At 44.5% G+C, this 21,740-nt stretch carries 18 protein-coding genes; 4 read left to right on the forward strand and 14 right to left on the reverse strand.

Annotated features, from left to right (window positions below):
- Positions 1-36 precede the first annotated feature (36 nt).
- The 3 genes from gpAD87_RS12400 to gpAD87_RS12410 all read right to left on the reverse strand — a co-directional run bounded on the left by gpAD87_RS12400 (position 37) and on the right by gpAD87_RS12410 (position 3,073).
- Positions 37-924: a carbohydrate ABC transporter permease gene (locus tag gpAD87_RS12400; RefSeq protein WP_064638673.1), complete on the reverse strand. Its 888-nt coding sequence runs from the start codon at positions 922-924 to the stop codon at positions 37-39.
- A gap of 15 nt (positions 925-939) precedes the next feature.
- Complete coding sequence (locus gpAD87_RS12405) at positions 940-1,932, reverse strand: ABC transporter permease (RefSeq protein ID WP_197521411.1); 993 nt, start codon at positions 1,930-1,932, stop codon at positions 940-942.
- 118 nt (positions 1,933-2,050) lie between these two features.
- Positions 2,051-3,073 carry a LacI family DNA-binding transcriptional regulator gene (locus gpAD87_RS12410; protein WP_063563590.1) on the reverse strand — a complete coding sequence of 341 codons (1,023 nt, stop codon included), beginning with the start codon at positions 3,071-3,073 and terminating at the stop codon, positions 2,051-2,053.
- 181 nt (positions 3,074-3,254) lie between these two features.
- On the opposite strand from gpAD87_RS12410, the gene gpAD87_RS12415 reads away from it, so the two are divergent.
- Positions 3,255-8,357, forward strand: a complete 5,103-nt coding sequence (locus tag gpAD87_RS12415) for a DUF7507 domain-containing protein (RefSeq protein WP_064638674.1) — start codon at positions 3,255-3,257, stop codon at positions 8,355-8,357.
- A 3-nt stretch (positions 8,358-8,360) separates the two neighbouring features.
- Here gpAD87_RS12415 and gpAD87_RS12420 read toward each other — a convergent pair whose 3' ends face one another.
- Positions 8,361-9,206, reverse strand: a complete 846-nt coding sequence (locus gpAD87_RS12420; protein ID WP_269453507.1) for a methyltransferase domain-containing protein — start codon at positions 9,204-9,206, stop codon at positions 8,361-8,363.
- 120 nt (positions 9,207-9,326) lie between these two features.
- Positions 9,327-9,680 carry a thioredoxin family protein gene (locus gpAD87_RS12425; RefSeq protein ID WP_064638676.1) on the reverse strand — a complete coding sequence of 118 codons (354 nt, stop codon included), beginning with the start codon at positions 9,678-9,680 and terminating at the stop codon, positions 9,327-9,329.
- 166 nt (positions 9,681-9,846) lie between these two features.
- On the opposite strand from gpAD87_RS12425, the gene gpAD87_RS31800 reads away from it, so the two are divergent.
- A complete protein-coding gene (locus tag gpAD87_RS31800) occupies positions 9,847-9,984 on the forward strand; it encodes a hypothetical protein (RefSeq protein ID WP_157258455.1) in 138 nt (45 codons plus the stop codon).
- Between the two features lie 113 nt (positions 9,985-10,097).
- Here the strand turns inward: gpAD87_RS31800 and gpAD87_RS12430 are convergent, their stop codons facing one another.
- The 3 genes from gpAD87_RS12430 to gpAD87_RS12440 all read right to left on the reverse strand — a co-directional run bounded on the left by gpAD87_RS12430 (position 10,098) and on the right by gpAD87_RS12440 (position 12,826).
- Complete coding sequence (locus gpAD87_RS12430; RefSeq protein ID WP_064638677.1) at positions 10,098-10,391, reverse strand: DUF3817 domain-containing protein; 294 nt, start codon at positions 10,389-10,391, stop codon at positions 10,098-10,100.
- Positions 10,392-10,567: 176 nt separating this feature from the next.
- Complete coding sequence (locus gpAD87_RS12435) at positions 10,568-11,776, reverse strand: macrolide family glycosyltransferase (RefSeq protein ID WP_064638678.1); 1,209 nt, start codon at positions 11,774-11,776, stop codon at positions 10,568-10,570.
- Between the two features lie 81 nt (positions 11,777-11,857).
- Positions 11,858-12,826: a LacI family DNA-binding transcriptional regulator gene (locus gpAD87_RS12440; RefSeq protein WP_064638679.1), complete on the reverse strand. Its 969-nt coding sequence runs from the start codon at positions 12,824-12,826 to the stop codon at positions 11,858-11,860.
- A 165-nt stretch (positions 12,827-12,991) separates the two neighbouring features.
- On the opposite strand from gpAD87_RS12440, the gene gpAD87_RS12445 reads away from it, so the two are divergent.
- Positions 12,992-14,425 (forward strand): glycoside hydrolase family 1 protein, encoded by a 1,434-nt coding sequence (locus gpAD87_RS12445; protein WP_064638680.1) that lies wholly within the window; start codon positions 12,992-12,994, stop codon positions 14,423-14,425.
- Between the two features lie 128 nt (positions 14,426-14,553).
- Here the strand turns inward: gpAD87_RS12445 and gpAD87_RS12450 are convergent, their stop codons facing one another.
- The 5 genes from gpAD87_RS12450 to gpAD87_RS12470 all read right to left on the reverse strand — a co-directional run bounded on the left by gpAD87_RS12450 (position 14,554) and on the right by gpAD87_RS12470 (position 19,149).
- Complete coding sequence (locus gpAD87_RS12450; RefSeq protein WP_064638681.1) at positions 14,554-15,558, reverse strand: ROK family protein; 1,005 nt, start codon at positions 15,556-15,558, stop codon at positions 14,554-14,556.
- 117 nt (positions 15,559-15,675) lie between these two features.
- A complete protein-coding gene (locus gpAD87_RS12455) occupies positions 15,676-16,263 on the reverse strand; it encodes a sugar O-acetyltransferase (RefSeq protein ID WP_064638682.1) in 588 nt (195 codons plus the stop codon).
- A 41-nt stretch (positions 16,264-16,304) separates the two neighbouring features.
- A complete protein-coding gene (locus gpAD87_RS12460) occupies positions 16,305-16,880 on the reverse strand; it encodes a sugar O-acetyltransferase (RefSeq protein ID WP_180287047.1) in 576 nt (191 codons plus the stop codon).
- 241 nt (positions 16,881-17,121) lie between these two features.
- Positions 17,122-18,285 carry an MFS transporter gene (locus gpAD87_RS12465; protein ID WP_064638683.1) on the reverse strand — a complete coding sequence of 388 codons (1,164 nt, stop codon included), beginning with the start codon at positions 18,283-18,285 and terminating at the stop codon, positions 17,122-17,124.
- Positions 18,286-18,390: 105 nt separating this feature from the next.
- Positions 18,391-19,149 (reverse strand): TrmB family transcriptional regulator, encoded by a 759-nt coding sequence (locus gpAD87_RS12470; protein ID WP_064638684.1) that lies wholly within the window; start codon positions 19,147-19,149, stop codon positions 18,391-18,393.
- Between the two features lie 213 nt (positions 19,150-19,362).
- On the opposite strand from gpAD87_RS12470, the gene gpAD87_RS31500 reads away from it, so the two are divergent.
- A complete protein-coding gene (locus tag gpAD87_RS31500) occupies positions 19,363-19,491 on the forward strand; it encodes a DUF4023 family protein (protein WP_082935108.1) in 129 nt (42 codons plus the stop codon).
- Positions 19,492-19,624: 133 nt separating this feature from the next.
- Here the strand turns inward: gpAD87_RS31500 and gpAD87_RS12475 are convergent, their stop codons facing one another.
- Positions 19,625-21,661 (reverse strand): catalase, encoded by a 2,037-nt coding sequence (locus tag gpAD87_RS12475; protein ID WP_442950720.1) that lies wholly within the window; start codon positions 21,659-21,661, stop codon positions 19,625-19,627.
- Positions 21,662-21,740 lie beyond the last annotated feature (79 nt).

A 21,740-nucleotide genomic window follows, 5' to 3' on the forward strand; every position in this document is an offset into this window, starting at 1 on the left:
TGATAGAGCGAACTTTCGAACAAGCTTAGATTCCTCTTACTCCTTGACTGCTCCCAGCATCATACCCGAGATAAAGTATCTTTGAAGGATAGGATAGATCAGTATGATCGGCAGTGTAGTAATAACAATCGTAGCCAGTTGCACCCCTTTAGTCGTTGTTTCGATGACTGCCGAGCCGCCCACATTTTGCATGGATTGCGTTTGGGACTGAACAATAATCTCGTACAGCATCATCTGCAGCGGATACAGCGACTGATCGGTAATGTACAACTTGGTTGTCATAAAGTCATTCCATTGCCCTACCCCATTGAACAATGCAATAGTTGCCATCGCTGGCATGGACAGCGGGATGAAGATTTTGAGGAAAATATGCCAGTCTCCTGCACCATCGATTTTGGCTGACTCCTCCAGGGAATCCGGTACATTCCGGAAGAAATTCATCAGAATGACGACATCATAGAAGCTGAACAATGCCGGAATAATGTACACCCAGAAGCTGTTGAGCAGGCCAAGTGATTTGATCAATAAGTACGTTGGGATCATTCCGCCAGAGAAGAACATCGTGATAACCCCCATGGCTACGTACAGTTTACGGCCACGTATATGCTTTTTGCTCAGACCGTAACCGACCATGGCACAGAAGAACACGTGTGTAATGACTCCGATTGTTGTTTTGGAAACGGAGATGAAGAACGCTTGCCAGATGCTCGAATCGTTGAATACGGCTCTATAATTCTCCAGCGAGAACTCCGGTGACCAGAAGATGAACCCGCCTTCCGCCAAAGCCTTGCCCGAGCTAAAAGAAGAGATAATGACATTCCAGAGCGGAACCACAATAACGACAGTACAAATAGCGAGTAAAATAATATTTAAGGTATCAAAGATCCGACTATCGAGATCTTCTTTAGCCACCTTTCCATTCACACGGGATGCCTCCTTCTACAGCACAGATTGATTATCGTTTAATTTGCTTGTAATTTTGTTCGCGGTGACCAACAGAATAACGGACACAATCGAGACGCCCAGACCAACCGCGGTAGCATACGAAAAGTCACCCTGTGACATCCCCATACGATATACATACGAATTGATAACTTCTGCCTTGTCACGGTTTTGCGAGTTCATCAGAACGAGCGTCTGGTCCAGATTGGAACCAAGTAAACCGCTTACAGTAAGAATCAGATTAAGGCTAATGATTGACTTCATGTTAGGCAATGTGATATTCCAAATTTGTCTGAGACGGCTTGCACCATCAATTTTGGCTGCCTCGTAATACGTAGGATCAATCTTGGACATAATCGCCAAATACAGAATCGTTCCCCAGCCGGCCTCTTTCCAAATATCTGATAAAACTGCAATCCACCAATACTTACCTGCATCCAGCAAAATGTTCTGCGGTTGCGAGATCACTCCCAAGCTGAGTAGCAGCTGATTAAACAATCCCGTTGTTGAAAACCAGGTGATCAGCATGCCGCCCAGTACAATCCAGGACAGAAAGTGAGGTAGATATGAAATCGTTTGCACGAACTTTTTGAAACGTCCGCTGTTTAATTCATAGATCATGATCGCCAGGATAATGGGAATGACAAACCCGATACCCAATTTCAAAAAGCTGATCCCCAGCGTATTCACTACGGCATCCCAGAAGTATTTGTCTGACATAATGATTCTGAAATTTTCCAAACCGACCCATGGTGCGCTAGACAGCGTATCAATAACGGTGTAATTTTTGAATGCAATCGTCAATCCGTATATCGGAATGTAACAAAAAATAATCATAAAAATGATGCCGGGTATAATCATCGATTGAATTTCCCATTGTCTTCGATAATCGATGACGAACTCTTTCACTCTTTGTCCGATTGGCTTCCTTCCCCCCGGTCTTACAGGCTTTTTACCGGTTGACGACGTCTCTACGGCTAATTTACTCACGCTCTTTTTCTCCCCTCCAACTTAAGCATTTCCTCATAAAAACGTTTTTATTTTATGACAAAAAAACCCCCTAATCTCAAATCTAAAATTTAAAAAAGACCGGAAATGATTGAATCAGTTATGTTAAAAAATCACTCCGGTCCATCTTCACATGACTGGAGCCCCGTATGATAAGTTCACCCGCCAGTTTTTGTGATACCCCATGTTCCTTCTTCTTGATCATGCGAACCAGGTGATTGATCGCCAAGATACCCTGCCTTGCAATCTGGTTTCGTACGGTACTTAATGGCGGGGAAAAATATTGGGCAATATCAATATCATCGAAGCCTACTACACTTACATCTTGAGGAACCTCGAAGCCATGAGACTTCAACGCATGGATGCAGCCGATTGCACTCACATCATTTCCTGCAAGAAAAGCATCAGGCAGCTTGGCAGGATGCAGATGAAGAAAAGATTTTACAGCACTGTAGGTGCCCTCTTCCTCAAAATATCCCTGTAAGATGTAATCATCATCCAACGGAAGCTGGTACTCACGCAAAGCGGCCAAATATCCATCTCTACGCTGATTACTGTCAAACATGGTGTCCACGCCGGATATGTAAGCAATTTTCTTGTGCCCCAGTCCAATTAAATACTTGGTTGCTTCGTAACCCGCTACATAAGAGTCGAATATGACGCTTCCCATAGTATCGCTCTGATAGACCCGATCCAGAAATACAGCCTTAATCTTGTCTTTCTCCATAGCGACAATATCCTGCTCATCAATCCGCAGTTCTTCGTAGATGATAACGCCATCCACACGCCGTCCCAGAATATTACTCATAATGACCTGCTTATCCTTGGTCACAAACACATTCAGCCCGTAGCCCAGACGATCGCATTCACGAGACATGGATTCAACCAGCTTATAAAAGTACGGACCCGACACACTTGTGGTGAAAAAGCCCAGCATTTTGGTTTGCCCGGATTTTAGCAGCTTGCCGTTCAAGTTGGGAACGTAGTTTAAACGCTCTGCCACCTTCAGGACATGTGATTTGGTCTCTGGGTTTAAGACATCCACGCCGTTCAAGGCGTTGGAAACCGTAGAAATGGATACCCCGGCTTCCCTTGCAACATCTTTAATTGTAATCTTTCCCATAATTTTTTGGTCCTTTGCTATAAAAACGTTTTTATATATTTTAAATTAGCATAAAACCGTTTTCAATACAACACTTATTCAATGTTTTTTTTTGCTACTCATTTATTCACGATTTTTGGCATGGTACAAGATACGGCGAAAATATATGTGTAGAGACTAACTATGCGGAAGGAAGATGATAATGGCCTTTATTGAAAGGTATGCGATAAATGAAAATGGTGCAGTTACTTTCACAGGCAATACGCTTGGACTTAGCCGCTCTGAAACTGTTGGTGTTCCCGGGACGGTTGACAGTATCGGGGCTTATATTACGACAGATACCACACAGCAGTTTGGAACATATCCACCAGGAACAACGAATCTTTTTCAGAACAACAGCTCCTCTGCTGTACTACAAATCCCCGCTGGCAGCAGCATCCTCTATGCCGAATTAATCTGGGGGGGTACATACATTGATAATACGGAGAACAATTCCGCCTTTATCAATGATGCTGTACAGTTTACAACTCCAGTAAGTCAGACCAGCGTTTTTCCGGACCCGGCAACCAGTTTTGAAGTCATCTTGTCCACTGCTGCCGGATTCCCTACAACTTATGCCTACGTTCGTTCTGCAAATGTTACTAATCTAATCACTGCTGGAGGAGCAGGAACCTATACGACAAGTGGTGTGGTTGGAACACTGTCCATACCCGATCCGACCTCCAACCATGCGGGCTGGACACTTGCAGTAGTGTACCAGAATGCTGCCCTGCCTTTGAGAAACATGTCCATTCGAGTAAATGCCGATGTCATTCTTTCCACTTCGGGTCCTGTCAACATGATTATTGATGGATTTGCCACACCATTCATGGGTCCCCTCGCAGGTCGGGCACAATTCAGTACACAGGAGGGTGATGCGAACAAGACCGGGGATCAGGCACGTTTTGGACCGACCATTGCCACTGTGACGAATCTGTCAGGACCGAACAACTTCCCCAACAACTTCTTCGCTTCACAGATCAATGATGATTCCGGAAACCTCGATACCTCTGGAACGTTCGGGACAAGGAATCAAATCAATGGAACCCCTGGTACGAACATCGTGGGCGGTCGTCAAGGCTGGGATATTACGAATGTGGATGTCGGATTTACATTGCTCAATACACAGACTCAAGCAGCCTTCCAGCTCACAACGAATGGCGACGGCTATCTTGTTGACGGCAACGGATTACAGATTGATATCAACCTTCCTGCTCTCAATGCTGTCAAAAGTGCCAACGTACCTGATGCCGTCGTCGGAGATACAGTAACATATACCATTATCATCTCTAATACTTCATTGGTTAATGCAACGAACGTTATGTTCTTTGACAACATTCCTGCAGGAAGCTCCTTCGTAACGAATAGCATCACACTCAATGGGGTTTCACTGCCGGGTACAGATCCGGTAACTGGATTTCCCATTGGAGATCTCAACTCGGGAACCTCCGCTACCGTGACCTTCCAGGTATTGGTCACATCCGTACCTGTACCGGCTCAGTTGTTTAACCAAGCCAGAATCGGTTATACTGCCCCTACCGTACCCGATGGTCCGATTATTAATACTGCGGTTACCTCCAATGCAGTGGTGGTTCCCATCTATGAACCCAATGTGGCTATTGTCAAAAGCGCAGACACAACCAATGCTCTTGTCGGAGATACAGTGACCTACACGTTGGTCGTAACCAATACGGGAAATATTGATGCCACAACAACCGTCCTAGACAATATACCAGACGGTTCCGTCTTTGTACCGGGCAGCGTAACCGTCAATGGTGTTTCTCAACCAGCCGCTGACCCTGTTGCAGGAATACCTATTGGTCCGGTTGCACCCAACGCAACCTCTACAGTCACTTTCCAGGTAAGTGTTGTTAGTCAGCCAGCTGGATTGCAATTGGTCAATCAGGGAACAGCCTCCTATACCTTTCAGCCACCAGATGGCCGTGTAATTCCCGGATCTGTTACATCTAACACGGTTGTCATCCCTGTCTCGCTACCTATGTTGAGTGTTGTGAAATCAACTGCTGCTACAGATGCAGTGGTTGGTGATACCGTTACCTATTCCTTTACAGTTACCAATCAGGATGCCAGCAGCATTACCAACGCTGTACTGACCGATAACATTCCAACGGGTTCCTCGTTTCTAACTGGAAGTGTCACGTTAAATGGTGTACCCCAGCCTACAGCAGATCCTGTTTCTGGTATCTCTGTCGGTACTCTCTTGCCTGGTGCATCAGCCACAGTCACTTTCAGTGTTCAGGTAACTACCCTGCCCTCACCACCTCAACTAACAGATCAGGCCCAGGTGAGCTTCGACAGCGGTACCTTTAGCGGAGTTTCCTTCTCCAATATGGTCATCATTCCTGTGTTCCAGGCCATTATAGCCGTTGTTAAGGCTGCTACACCTACGTTTGCCGTAGTCGGGGAAGCCGTGACCTTTCAGTTTACCGTGACCAATTCAGGAAATATTGGGGCAACAACCACATTAACGGACATCATTCCGCCAGATGCCACCTTTGTTGCCGGAAGTGTACTCGTAAATAGCCTTCCGGTCCCTCTTGCCGATCCGAATGCCGGCATTTCTCTAGGCCTCGTACCGACAGGTGGCTCGACCCTGGTCAGTTTTCAAGTCGTAATTACATCATTACCGGCTTCGTTTCAGATTGTTAACCAAGGTAATGCCAGCTTCACCTTCACTCCACCGGACGGCCGCATTATTCCTGGCAGCAGCAGTTCCAATCTAGTGGTTATTCCCATTTCGGCAGACAATCTGACCGTAGTCAAAACAGCAAGTGAGCTCCAAGCCGTTATCGGGGATATTGTCACATACACGCTAGTTGTTCAGAATAATGATCCGGTTGACGCAACCAATGTCAGTCTCACAGACCCTATTCCTGTTGCTTCTGTTCTGGTTCCGGACAGTGTAACGGTGAACGGTGCATCTCTCCCAGGAGTCGATCCTAGCGTAGGGGTCCCTATCGGAACAATTCCAGCCAACGGCTCTGCAACCGTCACGTTCCAGGTCAGTGTGGTCGGAACAGCTCCGCCGGTTCCTTTTCCCCTGTTCCTGGTTGATCAGGCCACCGTTACGTTTACAACCGGAGAATTCACTGGAACGGCCTTATCCAATATCGTCAATGTCCGGGTGTTTGAACCCGTCATTGCGCTGGTAAAATCAGCTGTCCCATCGACTGCTGTTGTGGGCGATATTATTGCGTATACCGTTTTGGTGTCCAATGACGGTAACTATAACGCTGACGTTATCCTGGTTGACCCATTACCGGCAGGCGAGGCTTTTGTACCGAATAGTGTGCTGATCAGTGGTAACCGTTGGAGCAGTGCCAACCCAATAACCGGAATTAACTTGGGAACGATCCAGCCCAATTTTCCGGTGACGGTTACTTTTCTAGCTACAGTGACATCTGTGCCAACTCCGCCTGAGCTCGTCAATCAGGCTACTGGAGATTACACCTATACGCTTCCTGACGGGCGGATCATTCCGGGTTCATCCTTGTCCAATACGGTGACGATTCCCGTGTCCGAACCGGGGGTTCTGTCGCTTGCCAAATCAGCTGACGTTTCCGCCGCGGCCCCAGGAGATATTATTACGTATACGCTGCTCGTTCAGAATCCTACAGAATTGCAGGCAACATCCGTCTTTCTTACGGACCCCATTCCGGATGGGTCAAGTTTTGTGCCTGACAGCCTCACCCTGAATGGTGTAGCTCAACCTGGGATTGATCCCTCCACAGGCGTAAGTATCGGCACTATAGGTGCAGGTAGCTCCACGACAGTGACGTTCCAGGTCAACGTCAATGCACTTACACCGCAGCCTGTGACCGAGACGTTAACCAATCAGGGCACCGTTACCTTTGCCATAAACGGAGTAAGTGGAAGTTCGCTGTCCAATGTCGTTTCCATTCCTGTCTATAATCCTGTCATTACCATTCTTAAATCTGGTACCCCCGCCGCCGTAGATCTTGGAAATACCGTGTTCTATCAGCTTGTCGTTCAAAACACAGGGAATATTGCAGCAGATGTAATCGTTATTGATCCAATTCCACCTGAATCGGTCTTTATCCCTGGCACTTTAACAGTAAATGGAGTCTATAGAAGTGATAATCCTGTTAACGGTATTCCATTAGGCGTTGTGGCACCGGGTGAAATATTCACAATTAACTTTCAGGTAAATATTCTGTCATTCCCATCGAATAATCAGGTGGTGAATACAGCAATAGTGAATTATAGTTTCACTCTTCCAGGTGGTAGAGTCATTTCCAATTCTGTGGAGTCCGATTTAGTCACAACTTTTATCAGCGATCCCCTTCTGGAGATTGTTAAATCAGCTTTGCCGACCCAAGCCGTTCCGGGAGAAACAATCACTTTCTCCTTCTTGTTGACGAATGGTAATAATGTCCCGTTTAGTGCCATTATATTTACGGACCAGATTCCTGAAGGAACTACTTTTGTTAACAATAGTGTTACGATCAGAGATGTGAGCGTACCCGGATTTAATCCAAATAATGGATTCGAGGTAGAGAATATCGCGGCCCTATCCGCGATTCCAATCACCTTCCAAGTCATTGTGAATCAAGGAATTACATTAGCCCAGGTTATCAATCAGGCAAGTGTTTCCTATACCTTAGGAGAGGTTTCATTTAACGTTTTGTCCAATGTCGTTCTCATGCAGGTGATTTTCCCAGTTCCACCAGTTCCGCCAGCACCACCTGGGCCTCCTGAGCCTCCAACTCCGCCAGTACCACCACCTGTTAATCCGGTTATAGCTGAAACTCCGACAACACCAAGTTCTTCAGGTTCCCAGTCGTCTACCCCAACTGTTCCTTCCATACCAATCTCGGCACCTGTTATTCCTGTCCAGAAAACGGCAAGCAGCAGTGTAGTAGAGGTTGGAGAAACGGTTGAATATGTGATCCTGATTCAGAATACGAGTTCGTTTGCAGCCAGGAACCTGGTTCTGACTGATCAATTGCAACATGGCGCTATTTTGGTTCCTGGTAGTGTTACTGTGAAAGGTCTTAACCAACATGATTGCAATTTAGCAGGAGGAATCTCCTTGGAAGACTTGCAAGCTGGAGAATCCGTAGAGGTAAGATACACTGCCCAAATTAAGCACCAGCCGTCCAATGGAAAGCTCATTAACCAAGCTACAGTCTCTCTTGCCTTCGTCCTTCCAGACGGCAGCTTGGTTCCAATTACGCTGGCTTCGAACAAGGTTTCCGTGACAGTGGTTGAGGCCGAAGAATAGAATTCAAAGCCGTTTCTTTTTCTTCTTTGCCGTTCGAATAGAATTTGTGCGCTTGGATTTTACCCGATTACTCGTTCTAGATGTACTCCTCTTACTTTGTTTGCGTAAGGGGAGTTTTTTTTCTATTTCTTCGCTTTCCTTTTCACCAGATGTGGGAGACAAGTGTTCCAGATAAAAGGGCTTCTCCAGTCCTTCCTGATCCTGATATTGAATTCTCTGCTCTTTGATGTAATCCGGCTCCTCCAGCAGTTCGCTTGATTGGTATCCAGCAACTTCGGCATCTGAAATCGGCTGCTTTACAACAAGGAGATGATACATAATCTGATAAGCTACATTCAGTTGGGAGTGTCGTAACAGTTCCAGTTCCGTTTCATTGTATAAACCGTGATAGGAAGGGAAATAGAAAAACTCCATGTTGAGCAACCTGAAATCGATAGGGGATTCTACTGTCTCCTCCTGAAGCTGCAGGCGATCTGAACTATACAAAGGTGACTTGTCATCATGTATTTCATTGACCTGAGAGGTCCAGAATTGGGGCATGTATTCATTAAACAACTGCTTGAAATGGGGATTAACCATATGTGAGGTTACATGTGCATAGGGGGCCACGATACAGACAATCGCTTTGTGTGTACTAATCCTGTATATTTCCTCCATCACCTGCTGCAAATGATCAACATATTGCAAGCTGTGTGAACACATCACAAATGTGGCACAATTATCATCAATCGGGAGGGGCGAATTGATATCGTGAACAATGTTGGTCGTGGGATATGCTATTCGATCAATTCCCGTACAATTTTGGTGTTTATTTTTTCCGCTACCCAAATCGATTCTCAATCCGCTCACTTCTTCCTCATACAATTTATTACTGTATTTTATTCCAAAGTGGGACTACGTGTATAAGCGTTCACCCTATGTTCATGGCATATTATGCAAAAAAGCAGCTCATATATGAGCTGCCGATAATCATGCTTCTAATTTCCCGTTCTGGGTGTAAATATGATAAATTTGTTGCACCTGCTCTTCCAATCGATCAAAGCGAACAAAACGATCGGCTCGAATATACTCCTTCTGCTCCACCAACATAATCATCGAGGGAACTGTGAAAATAAGAAACCTGGATGCCACCTCTTCCACTTGGTTAGCGTTGATGTGGGCCAAGCGCACCATTGGATACGGTTCAAGTAACTCCCTAATCTTAGGGAGTAAGGCGAGACATACACTGCACTCTGGCCGTGATACGTACAAAAAAACCAATTCATGTTGTTGAATCATTCCTTCGATCATTTCTATGGATGTTAACGTATGGAGCTCTTTCATATGGGTCATCCCTTTCGGTCAGTTGGCAACTATAGTTAAACTATAGTTTATCACGAATGATTGACTGTACAAATCTCGCGCTCACCTAAACATTTTCTTTTCAAACACAGCCTATCTGCATTAAAATATAGATGGAAGATCATCCCATATGAAAAGAGGTTATAGTATGAAAAAATCATTTCTTTTTCTGCTTACTGCCCTGGTTGCTGTAATTTCCTTCTCCGCGTATGCACCTGTATCTGATGCCTCTGGCGATATTGGAGTTAGCCTGCTATCAGATCGTCAGCAAGGCACCGTAAAATAAGCATTCGGACTCTTTCCAAAAAAGAAATTGCACAGAAAACCAGCAGGCGACCAGTTCGGATAACATCCGGGTTTGTCGCCTGCTGTCATTGTCATTGTTCTTTTCAGCAATCTTTACTTCCAATCTCTCTTGCGAAGATAGGATTCGAATACAAATGTTCCGAAAGGCAATAAGCCTGCTACCAATCCCATGAACCAGCGTGAAGCTTTCCACTTCTTCACAACTGCCAAATGCACAAGTGTAATCAGATATAGCGGAAAAAGAATACCGTGAATCATACCCATAATCATTACTGGGGAAGACATATCGGCTAAATATTTTAGCGGCATGGCTATAAAAATCAACAGCAGCAATGATACACCTTCCCATATGCCTGCAATTCTGAATCGACCTGTCACTGTCTTCATCCTGTTCAATCTCACCTTTCCAGCGGCTAGTTTGTGAAATATGTAACTTGTTACAAGATGTTTCAACTTGAAGCCACATCATCTGTAATAATGCAGCTTCTCTTGAAACGTCTTGTTCAGTATACCGCATGGTTCTGGTCCGGAAATGCTTCAATTTTGAATAATTAATGACTGAACTATCCATGAATGAAATGTTGAGTCTTAAATTCAAAAATCGCATCAACAGCATAATGATACCCGCCTGATTTTCGAAAGGATTCCCTCAAATTCGCAGCAGCTTTCTCGAAAGAGGGAGTGTCTAACACATGATCCACAGCTTCACGCAGCTGACTGACAGTCAAGGTTTGCATTTGTAAGCTGAGGCCTGCTCCTCTACTAACAACCCGCTCTGCGATGATCGGCTGATCCGCACTTTGAGGGAGTATAATGAGGGGGACCCCGTAATATAAACCTTCATTGGTACTGTTCATCCCGCCATGTGTGATAAATAATTTAGCGGACTGCAATACATCCATTTGTGGAACATAACGTTTAACAATGAAATTCCCCGGAATTTCTCCCAGATCCGAAATTTGTGTTCTATCCCCTACAGACATGACAATTGTATGATCGGTATTCCCCAATGCATCCAAGCAAAGCTTATAGAAATCAAGAGCTTGGTTAAAAATTGTACCCAGTGAAATGTAAATAGGTCTTTTCCCTTTTATTGCTGTCAGGTCGAAGTCTTCATGCGTTAATCGCGAAAATATGGACGGACCTACAAAATGATACGTGTGGTCGAATGCATCTCCATAAGGCTGGAATTCCCTTGTTGTATATACGATGGTAAGCGGCGCAGGATTGCAAAACACTTCGTAGGGAGAAGCAATCTCCACATCATATTTTTCCTGTAACCTGATCGTCAGGCTATGGAATGTATCGTTTATAGGTTGGGCGATTTCGGCAGGAACACTCAAGAAAAAGTGCTGCATCAAATGATCGAAAGATTCTTCAGTCTGCGCAAAAGAAGTGCATGAATTAACTGAAGGCAGCTTCAGAATTTGCGCAAGCAAACGTCCGCAGCCAAACATGGAATCATGGATGATGTAGTCAAAATGTTCATCCTTGATCTGTTCAAGCACGCTCGGAATGACGATATCCGCCGTAAGCAAAAGACCGTTGACTCGCTCGAGCACATAATCTCTGCCACCTGAGACAAAGGCTTTAATGAATTTTGGACCGTCAAAGGTTCGGACTATGGCACCCGTTTTCTCCATACGTTCCCGATACGCTTCTATAGTGAGGTACACTACCTCTTCCCCGCGTGAAATAAGCTCTTGTACGACGCCAATCGTTGGATTGACATGCCCCTCTGATCCACCGTTAATAAATAAAACACGTGCCATAACGATCCCTCCTTTGCTATGCTACGTTCTCTAAATGGTGTAAGAATTCGTATGCAATGATGTGCTTTTCCCCCAAAAAATTTAGGTGGTTGCACGTTCTATCAGTTGAAATTCCAATTGCTGAGGCTGTAGCTCCTGCTTGCCAAGGACGGCCCATAATTGATGAAAGGCCTGCGTAGCTTGTTCTGCAATTGGATTATGTATGGTTGTTATTCCAAGAACACGGGACAGCTCTATATCATCGAAGCCAACAATGGCAAGTTGTTCGGGAACTTGTATATTCTGTTTGCGTGCTTCGGACCAAATTCCAATTGCTGCATAATCATTCGAACATAACACCGCTTGAGGAAGTTCTGGCCCACTTGCCATTCTTCGCATCGCCTCTTCTCCGTCAGATGAACTGAACACGGAATATTGATAAGCTTCACGTAATACAGGCAGACCCTTATCTGCCATAAATGATTCATAGGCTTCACGCCGACTCTGGGTATTCAGACTTTCTGCTCTGCCAAAGGCATTGGCAATGCGGGTATATCCTTTGGACACCAGATGTTCAAGAGCCAGCTTGTAGCCTTGCGCCTGATCCATAGCAACTGACGGAATTTCGTCATCTTCCATCCGTTGCCAAGATACAATCGGACCATACTCGCAATAGGCTTTCAGTTTGTCTGGATGATTGACACAGGTCATAATCACCAGTCCATCTACTCGTTTACTCCGCAGATCCTCGAACGCCTGCAATTCAATCTCTTTATCTCCACGCGAAGTATAGATCAGGGTCTGGAATCCATAATCCATCGCTGTATCAATGAATTGATTCATGAACGTAATAATAATTTCGTTGGTTGCGGATGTGACAATTCCAATTTGCTTGGTCTGTCCGGTAGATAACGAAACGGCATTTCGGTTCGGGATATAGTTGAGCTGTTTCATGATTTGCGTTATTTTCTGCCGGGCCTCGTCACTCACATGTGGTGAATGATTAATTACTCTGGACACCGTGGCCTTCGAGTAGCCGGACAGCTTCATAATTTCATCGAACTTGGACACATGAAGTCTCCTTTCTTGCTGACTTTCTATGATGATTTACAGTTTGCCTCAAAATAAATAAAAAGTAAAACTTGACGTGTAACCCGTTCCAACGATTAAGCTTTTTTATGCAGTGCTGCTGTATGTAATATTCACAACGAATTCATAACGATTGGAGCGATACACATGACTCATTCTCAACATCCATCATTTCATTTCCCTGAAAACTTTATGTGGGGTGGTGCGATTGCCGCCAACCAGGCTGAAGGTGCATATAATTTAGGTGGCAAAGGTTTGTCCACTCAGGATGTCGCCCCCAAAGGTATCATGGGTCCCATTACTGAAGAACCGACTGAAGATAACATGAAACTGATCGGGATTGACCTCTATCACCGTTATAAAGAAGACGTGAAGCTGTTCGCTGAGATGGGATTCAAGGTATTCCGTACTTCCATCGCCTGGTCCCGTATTTTCCCTAAAGGCGATGAGCTGGAACCCAATGAAGAAGGCCTTCAATTCTATGATGATCTCTTTGACGAGTGTCTTAAATACGGAATCGTACCACTGGTCACCCTTTCCCACTACGAGACACCTCTCCATCTCTCCAAGGAATATGATGGCTGGGTTAATCGGAAGATGGTCGGCTTCTACGAGCGTTATGTGACTGCTGTATTTAAACGTTATCAAAATAAAGTGAAATACTGGCTCACGTTCAACGAAATCAATTCGATTCTGGAAGCACCATTCATGAGCGGTGGGATCTACACACCAAAAGAGAAATTGAGCAAGCAGGATCTTTATCAGGCAATACACCATGAGTTTGTAGCCAGCGCTTCTGCTGTGAAACTCTGTCATGAGATCATTCCAACTGCACAGATTGGTTGTATGATGCTCAGTATGCCGACCTATCCACTAACACCGAATCCCGATGACATGATTAAAGTGATGGAATTCGAACACAGCAATTATTTCTTCGGAGATGTACATGTGAGAGGCCGCTATCCTGGATACATGAAACGTTACTTCCGTGAAAATGGGATCCAGATTCAGATGGAAGATGGTGACGAAGACATGTTGCTCCATACCGTCGACTTCATTTCTTTCAGCTATTACATGAGTATCTGCCAAACGGCTGATCCGGATAAACAAGTTGCAGGTGAAGGTAACCTGCTTGGAGGTATACCTAACCCTTACTTGCCTGCAAGTGAATGGGGATGGCAGATCGATCCGCAAGGACTGCGTTATGTTTTGAATATGTTCTATGACCGTTATCAGAAACCACTCTTTATTGTGGAAAATGGGTTGGGCGCTGTGGACGAGCTTATTACCGGATCTGATGGTGAAAAGACAGTTGAAGATGACTATCGCATTCAGTACTTGAATGATCATCTTGTTCAGGTCGGGGAAGCCATTGAAGACGGCGTTGAAGTTATGGGTTATACGTCCTGGGGATGTATTGATGTGGTCAGTGCTTCGTCAGCACAATTGAAAAAGCGTTATGGTTATATCTATGTTGATCGCCATGACGATGGTTCAGGAACACTCGAACGGTATCGCAAAAAGTCGTTCCACTGGTACAAAGATGTCATTGGCAGTAATGGCAAAAGCCTGAAACGTTAAGGATGGATACCCCTGAAGCAGGTGCATTCTTGCTCTCCCCCAGCAGAAAACAAGGACATGCATTGGTATACAATGTGATGATGTTTTGTTTTCTGCTGAGGGATTTTTATTATTATGGGAGTCCGTCTTCAGTTGAATTGGACCAGGTCCGGTTCCAATGCTTTCAATGTTAACCATCGCATCCCTGCTTCAAAGTCTTCCTGGAAGGAATCGATTAGAATGATGTCAGGATAAGATGGCATCGACAGATAGCCTTGATACATTTGCCACGCTTGAACCACTGCATCTTCTTCAACCATCTTCTGGTAAATCACAACCTGGTCTGGAGCAAGAATCGCATTTACCATTTGAATCATTTTGCATACCGTTGCAATAAACGCTTCCTTTTCCACTGTATCATACCAATCAATTCCCATAGGAAGGTATTTGACTTCCCCGGCCATGCCACGTTTTCCTTTGATCACTTTACCGTCCACATAAATGCCCATACCTGGAGGGTATTTGGTTGGAAAATAAATTCCGATGACACACTGATCCTCGTCTAACTCTCTTTTTGCGCAATATCCGCTAATTGCAGCGTTCACATCATTTTCCACCATGACTGGTAATCCGAATTGTGCTTCAAGATCTTCAATCATGCGGACACCTTCTAACTGCCGGTGACTGCTCACCGTAATTTCTCCATTCACGGTTTGCCCCGGAATACCGATACCGATGACTTTAATGGAAGCATGTTGAGCCAGCACGTTCCCAATGATTTCATAGAAGTGTCTCTGGTCAAAGGCGGGCATCGTATATTCTTCTCTGAACACCATGTTATCCTCTAAGTTAATGACAGTGGCTGTGATCAGATCCTGCCCCTGCTTTTCGTTGATATACATGACCAAAGCCAAGCTAAAATCGTAATTATATCTGTAGGTTAATGCAGGTCTCCCCCCGTTGGAAGGTACTGTCTCGTCCTCAAACAGTTCACCCAGTTCACACAACTCTTTGACCAGTGAATTGACGGTTACTACACTGAGCTTGGTCAAGGAAGCCAGTTGTGGCTTGGTTGCTGTTTCTACCCGTTTCATGACCTGGCGTACATGGTTTATATTAATTTCTTTCATCAAATACGCGTTCGCTATTTTCATAAGCACCCCTACTCAGTAGTTTCTTCTCCAATGTAGTAACTATACAATATCTCCAAAGGGTTTAAAAACACCCGATGAAAAAACATCGGGCATTCTGAGGGTTCGTATACATTTGTGTTAGCTTCTTCTATACTTCGTTTTGTCTGCTTCCGTTATTTTGCGAATCACTCTGCATGGATTACCCGCAGCAATTACATCCGAAGGAATGTCTCTGGTAACTACACTTCCTGCCCCGATGATTGTGTTATCTCCAATGGTCACACCCGCAAGCACAGTCACGCCGCCACCAATCCATACATTATTGCCCACTGTGATGGGACCTACAATTTCAAGCCCTTCGTTACGTTGTTCCACATCATAAGGATGACCAGCAGTATAGAATCCACAATTTGGTGCAACAAAAACGTTGTCACCAAACTGGATTTTAGCTCCATCCAGCATAACGATATTATGATTGCTATAGAAGTTCTCACCAATTTCAATGTTATAGCCGTAGTCACATACAAATGGCTGCTCGATGAGGAAACGATCCGTCGTTTTTCCAAGCAACTTTTTGAGCAGCGCCTCTCTCTCAGAGATCTTGCCTGGATGAAGCTGATTGTACTCGTAACAAAGTCCCTTCGCGTACAACCGCTCATCAATTAATTCTTTGTCGTAATTCGCATTATACAGTAGTCCCAGTTGTGATTTCTCTTTTTCTGTCATGAATTCTTATGCCTCCAACTCTTCTGTCCAAAATGAATAGATTAAAGCTCTATCTCTCTAATGATTCTAGCAGGATTTCCACCAACAATCATATTGTCCGGAACATCTTTTGTAACTACGGCACCGGAAGCAATAACGACATTGTTCCCAATGGTGACTCCTGGATTAATAACTGCCCTACCTCCGATCCATACATTATTGCCTATGGTTACTGGCTTTCCATACTCTGCACCTGTTATCCGTTCGAATGGATTCAAGGGATGGGTAGCGGTATATATGTGAACGTCAGGTCCCATTAAACAGTTATCCCCAATGCGCACTTCACAGACGTCAAGTATCGTACAGTTAAAGTTGGTATAGAAATGCTCTCCAACATGAATGTTGTATCCATAGTCAAAATGAATATTCGGTTCCATGCTCAAGTGTTCACCCGTTGAACCCAATAGCTCTTTCAATACTTTTGTACGGAGCTCACCCTCTGTTTCTGTGGTCTGATTGTACATGCGTGTCATTTTCCTTGCATATTCCCTGTCTTGAGACAATTGGGGATCGGAAGCCAAGTACAGCTCACCATCGATCATTTTTTGTTTTTCCGATTTTGTTGTAATATTGCTCATGATTGTTTCCCCTTTACGCCTATATTAATATTTGGATCGATAAATTAAGATACTTTATAAAGCTATAATAATTATATGGGATAAGTTAAATAAATCAAGTTCCTTTGCAAATTGAATATAGAGGTATTGTGCCTAATGTTATTAAAAAAACCTCTGGAATCCAATAATTATTGGATCGCAGAGGTTTTTTGAAGTAAAACAATATCAAACAGTTTACATAGACAACTTTTAAATGAATGCATTAACCAACTGCCTGAACCGTTTGCTCTTTGCGACTGATTGCATAAACGGCTGACACCAGACCCATCAGGATTAAAACTGATCCCACCCATCCTGTATACATAATGGATGAATGATCGATAACCACCCCGCCAATATAGGTTCCGAGAGCTATACCAGCATGTGCAATTCCTGAATTGGTGCTAATTAACGTTTCAGCCGTTGGCGGTGAGGTTTTGATAATCAGACTATTCTGTACCGGGGTAACGGTCCAGCTTAATGCACTCCAGATACTTAGCAGAATCAAGAAGGCAATTAAAGGCAACCCGGTACTAAATGGAATAACCGCCATGCTTATGATAAAGGGTATCAGCACGATAATAATGGCTTTGGCTGGGTGCAAGCGATCTGATAATATGCCGCCGATTCCTCCCCCTGCCACAGCAGCGATACCAAACATCATATAGATAAAGGTGACCATTGTTGAGCTGGCTCCCAGCGCTTCCTGGAGAAATGGTGTGAAATAAGCATATAACGTTAAGTGTCCTGCGAGCACAAGCAATGTTGTAACATGGATTGCCAGCATTTTCGGATTCCATAGAGCAGTAAGCTGCTTCTTCAGGGATACTGCCGGAATCGGCTGCACACGATCCATGGCAATGCCAATGGCAACCATGACTACTGCAGTCAAAATCGCGATCAACATAAACACTTCACGCCATCCTGCGATATTACCCACAAAGATTCCGAGAGGTACCCCCAGAATCAGTGATGCACTTCCTCCCATCGTGATTATTCCCACAGCACGCCCTTTATATTGGGGCTCCACAATACGAGCTGCGAGCGTCAAAGACAGGACAAAAATAAGCGAGCCCGTTGCAGCCCCCAATGCTCTGCCTGCCAAAAGAATATAGAAATTAGCACTGAACGCAGAGATGAGATTGCTGATTAGAAAAACGAATAAAGTGCACATATATACTTTTTTACGTTCGAATCTGGCCGTCATATTTAACAAAATTGGCGCAGATAACGCATAGACAAGTGAGAAGATGGAAATTAAATACCCGGCTTTGGCCAAGGTCAGATGAAGATCTGTTGCAATCAAGTCCAGAATCCCGCCTAAAATGAGTTCAACGGTACCAACCACAAATGCCGCGATTGCCAGGACATATACTTTTTTATTCATTTTTGAAGCCTCCTCGAAAGTTACAACTACGATAGTAACTTAATCAAGAGAAGATTTCAATACAAAAAAGCTATTCTCCGAAAGAATAGCTTTGGAACCATCGTTTTAATAAATTAATCGCGCCAGCAGACGTGCGATTTCTTCGTCCTGAAGCAGCTGGTCACCATATTTTTTGGTAATTTGAGTAAGAGCGACGTCATGATAGAAATAATCCGTCATTGCTTTAACAATCGGTTTGGACGTTGTCTTGATGGCCTTCCATGAATCATGTTCGATTCCTGCAAACAAGAGATAGCCATGGTCAACAATGATTAGCTGCGAGGGCTCAAGATTACTGTCCTCAAGCATCGGAATTAACGAATATTTATGGGTTAGAGACGTTTGCAGTCCTCCTACAGCCAAGACCTCTACATGTACCCCTTCGGCCTCTTTTCTCTCCAGAAGTTCCCGGTATTTCTCCATTTGCTCGTTCCAGGCCAGAAAAAGGATATACGAATCCGCTTCCTCAATGAGCTGTTCAATGTTCGATGCAATGGATGATGCATCCTTCAATGTCCAGATATGTTCATCTGTGAATGTACGTTTGATTTTATATGTCTTTAATTCCTCAATATCCTTCTCAAAGTCAGCCCTAATTTTGAGGATAATGGACTGAAGATCAACCGCCATGTACAATTTTTTCTTCCCATGCATAGTTGTTAGGACGATTCCCTTATCAATAAGCCGATTAAGCACTTCGTATATCTTAGCCTTGGGTACATTGGAGTAATTAACAATGGATGTGGCATCGAGCGGTGCATCCTGCGCAAATATGGCCTCATATACCTGACTTTCATATTGTGTAAAACCGAATTTCTGCAACATGGTTTGGATCGGAGCATCCCTTCTTGGTTGTATCGTTCTATACAGTTTAGACGCCTGAACTTCCCATGTCCAGTTTATCCCACCGACGTTTCATACTAGTCGTAATGATATTACTGTAAGAGTGGAGCATCCAAATATAATGATCTTCCAATGGTTATATTAAGATTGATTCAGGCTACACATTTTGATTTTCTGAAGGAGGTTTGCTTAAACATGGAGAACACCCATGATTTTGTAAAGAAAGTGAATGAGAACGCCGAAAAAGCACGTCATAACAAAAACAATGGTAAAGGTACACCAACAGATAAACTGCCGGCGAAGCAGCATAGCACCAATAAGTAAGGCTAAAATCAATTGCAGCAAATTAGGGAAATAGCGCTCTTATTTTTTTCAAGCACAAGAAACAAGAAAAAGGATCTCTAGTGAGGTCCTTTTCTTGTTATTTGAGATCTACTCGTTGAAGACATTCAATCTGCTACGTTCGATTCCAGAAGCGTTGTTGGGTCATGGCTTGAATGAATTGTTCTGCAAAAGCTGCGGGTTGCTGTTCCACAATGACACCAGGTTTGCCGATAATGCCGACTGGCTGAATCAGGGCCGCCCCCGTCGGTGTAGCTCCTATCGGTTTAAAATGATTGTACGTTTCAATGGCATAGGATCGGGTGTATTTCTGAAAATAATCATCTTCCTTCTGTCCTCCAACAATGAATAACCCATCATATACCAAAGGTGATCCGGTCAAAAAGCTGTCGTCCACTTTCAACTCCACACCGCTCGTTCCATGGACCACACCTTGTCTTTCATGAACAATGACTGGACGAAGTCCCGCGCCCTTAAGCTCATCCAAAATGTATTGTGTGCTGGGACCATCAAATCCTTCACCGACAATCACCCCGACGCGCAGCGTTTTGGGAGAAAACACAGTATTGGACATACTTAACGCAGGGGAGGATTTTGTCACTGAAGATTCGGGAACGTTCGGTACAGCAACTCCAAGTTCGCGGGCCAGAATGGTCGCCAGCTCTGTGCTGATATTTCCTAACATATCAACGACCTGTTGACGAATCGAAACGTCCTTTACCTTCCCGAGCTCAAACGTGAGTGCCTGAATGATATGACCCTTCTCCACACCTGTCATGCTGTTCCAGAATAAACGTGCCTGTGAGAAATGATCCAGGAAACTAGCTGCCGTTTTTCGTTCCTTGAGACCTTGCACCGTGGAAGGATACGTTACAAACCCACCTTTTGTACCGGGCATAGTATAGGGAGAATTATTGGCAATAGAGTTTTCGTGATAGGCGACTCTTCCTCGATCAATGGTGTAACGGGAAGCTCCGTCTCTCTGGTTGTTATGTACAGGGCATACGGGACGATTGATCGGCAATTCCTGATAATTCGTGCCCACCCTTGCCAATTGTGTATCCGTATACGAGAATAGCCGGCCTTGAAGCAGTGGATCATTGCTGAAATCAATGCCACGTACAATGTTGCCAGGATGGAAAGCCGACTGTTCCGTTTCCGCAAATACATTCTCGACATTTTGGTTAATCGTCATTTTGCCAATGATTCGTACCGGAATGTCTTCTTCAGGCCATAATTTCGTTGCATCCAAAATATCAAAATCAAACTTGAATTCATCTGCTTCCTCCAGCACCTGTATCCCAAGTTCGAACTCAGCGAAGTTGCCTGCATTGATATTCTCCCACAGGTCCCTGCGATGAAAGTCCGGGTCCGCCCCGCCCAGCTTCTGCGCCTCATCCCACACAAAAGAATGCATGCCAAGTACCGGCCGCCAATGAAATTTTACGAATCTGGATTTACCTTCTTTGTTCACCAGCCGGAAGGTATGAACTCCAAATCCCTGCATCATTCGAAAGCTTCGCGGTATCGTACGATCCGACATAATCCACATGACCATAGCTGCCGACTCCTGATTATTCGCGATGAAATCCCAGAAGGTATCGTGCGCAGTGGAGCCTTGTGGAATTTCATTATTGGGTTCCGGCTTCAGCGCATGTATCAGATCCGGAAACTTGATCCCATCCTGAATGAAGAAGATCGGAATATTGTTCCCGACCAGATCAAAGTTGCCCTCTTCGGTATAAAACTTTACTGAAAACCCACGCACATCCCGATTCGTTTCGTTCACTCCTTTGGAGCCTGCAACCTCGGAAAAACGAACGAATAGCGGTGTTTTCACACCGGGATCCTGAAGAAAATGCGCCATCGTTAACTCTTCAAGTGACTCATATAACTCAAATTCACCGTAAGCTCCATATCCCCGGGCATGCACAACTCTCTCCGGAATGCGTTCCCGGTCAAAGTGAGACAGTTTCTCACGCATCAGAAAATCTTCAAGCAGCGTGGGTCCGCGATCCCCCGCTTTTAGCGAGTTGCTATCATCCGATATTTTAACCCCTTCGTTGGAAGACATCTCTTTTCCGTTATTATCCCGAAGAAAGGCATTTCGCTGTTCTATCTTTTTGTTCTCATCCATGGGTTCCTTGCTCATTCCAATCACCTCCAGCATTATATGTATGGGACTGGAAGTACACTTATGATTGACTGATACACCATACTTTGGTCCGAAT

This window comes from Paenibacillus sp. AD87 (assembly GCF_001659845.1).
Classification (GTDB): Bacteria; Bacillota; Bacilli; order Paenibacillales; family Paenibacillaceae; genus Paenibacillus; species Paenibacillus marchantiae.

Bases quoted from the DNA above. Each gene is read 5' to 3' on its own strand.
- gpAD87_RS12455 (WP_064638682.1), bottom strand. From the start codon at position 16,263: ATGACAGAAAAAGAGAAATCACAACTGGGACTACTGTATAATGCGAAT.
- gpAD87_RS12445 (WP_064638680.1), top strand. From the start codon at position 12,992: ATGACTCATTCTCAACATCCATCATTTCATTTCCCTGAAAACTTTATG.
- gpAD87_RS12435 (WP_064638678.1), bottom strand. From the start codon at position 11,776: ATGGCACGTGTTTTATTTATTAACGGTGGATCAGAGGGGCATGTCAAT.
- gpAD87_RS12450 (WP_064638681.1), bottom strand. From the start codon at position 15,558: ATGAAAATAGCGAACGCGTATTTGATGAAAGAAATTAATATAAACCAT.
- gpAD87_RS31800 (WP_157258455.1), top strand. From the start codon at position 9,847: ATGAAAAAATCATTTCTTTTTCTGCTTACTGCCCTGGTTGCTGTAATT.
- gpAD87_RS12465 (WP_064638683.1), bottom strand. From the start codon at position 18,285: ATGAATAAAAAAGTATATGTCCTGGCAATCGCGGCATTTGTGGTTGGT.
- gpAD87_RS12425 (WP_064638676.1), bottom strand. From the start codon at position 9,680: ATGAAAGAGCTCCATACGTTAACATCCATAGAAATGATCGAAGGAATG.
- gpAD87_RS12470 (WP_064638684.1), bottom strand. From the start codon at position 19,149: ATGTTGCAGAAATTCGGTTTTACACAATATGAAAGTCAGGTATATGAG.
- gpAD87_RS12430 (WP_064638677.1), bottom strand. From the start codon at position 10,391: ATGAAGACAGTGACAGGTCGATTCAGAATTGCAGGCATATGGGAAGGT.
- gpAD87_RS12410 (WP_063563590.1), bottom strand. From the start codon at position 3,073: ATGGGAAAGATTACAATTAAAGATGTTGCAAGGGAAGCCGGGGTATCC.
- gpAD87_RS12475 (WP_442950720.1), bottom strand. From the start codon at position 21,661: ATGAGCAAGGAACCCATGGATGAGAACAAAAAGATAGAACAGCGAAAT.
- gpAD87_RS12415 (WP_064638674.1), top strand. From the start codon at position 3,255: ATGGCCTTTATTGAAAGGTATGCGATAAATGAAAATGGTGCAGTTACT.
- gpAD87_RS31500 (WP_082935108.1), top strand. From the start codon at position 19,363: ATGGAGAACACCCATGATTTTGTAAAGAAAGTGAATGAGAACGCCGAA.
- gpAD87_RS12460 (WP_180287047.1), bottom strand. From the start codon at position 16,880: ATGAGCAATATTACAACAAAATCGGAAAAACAAAAAATGATCGATGGT.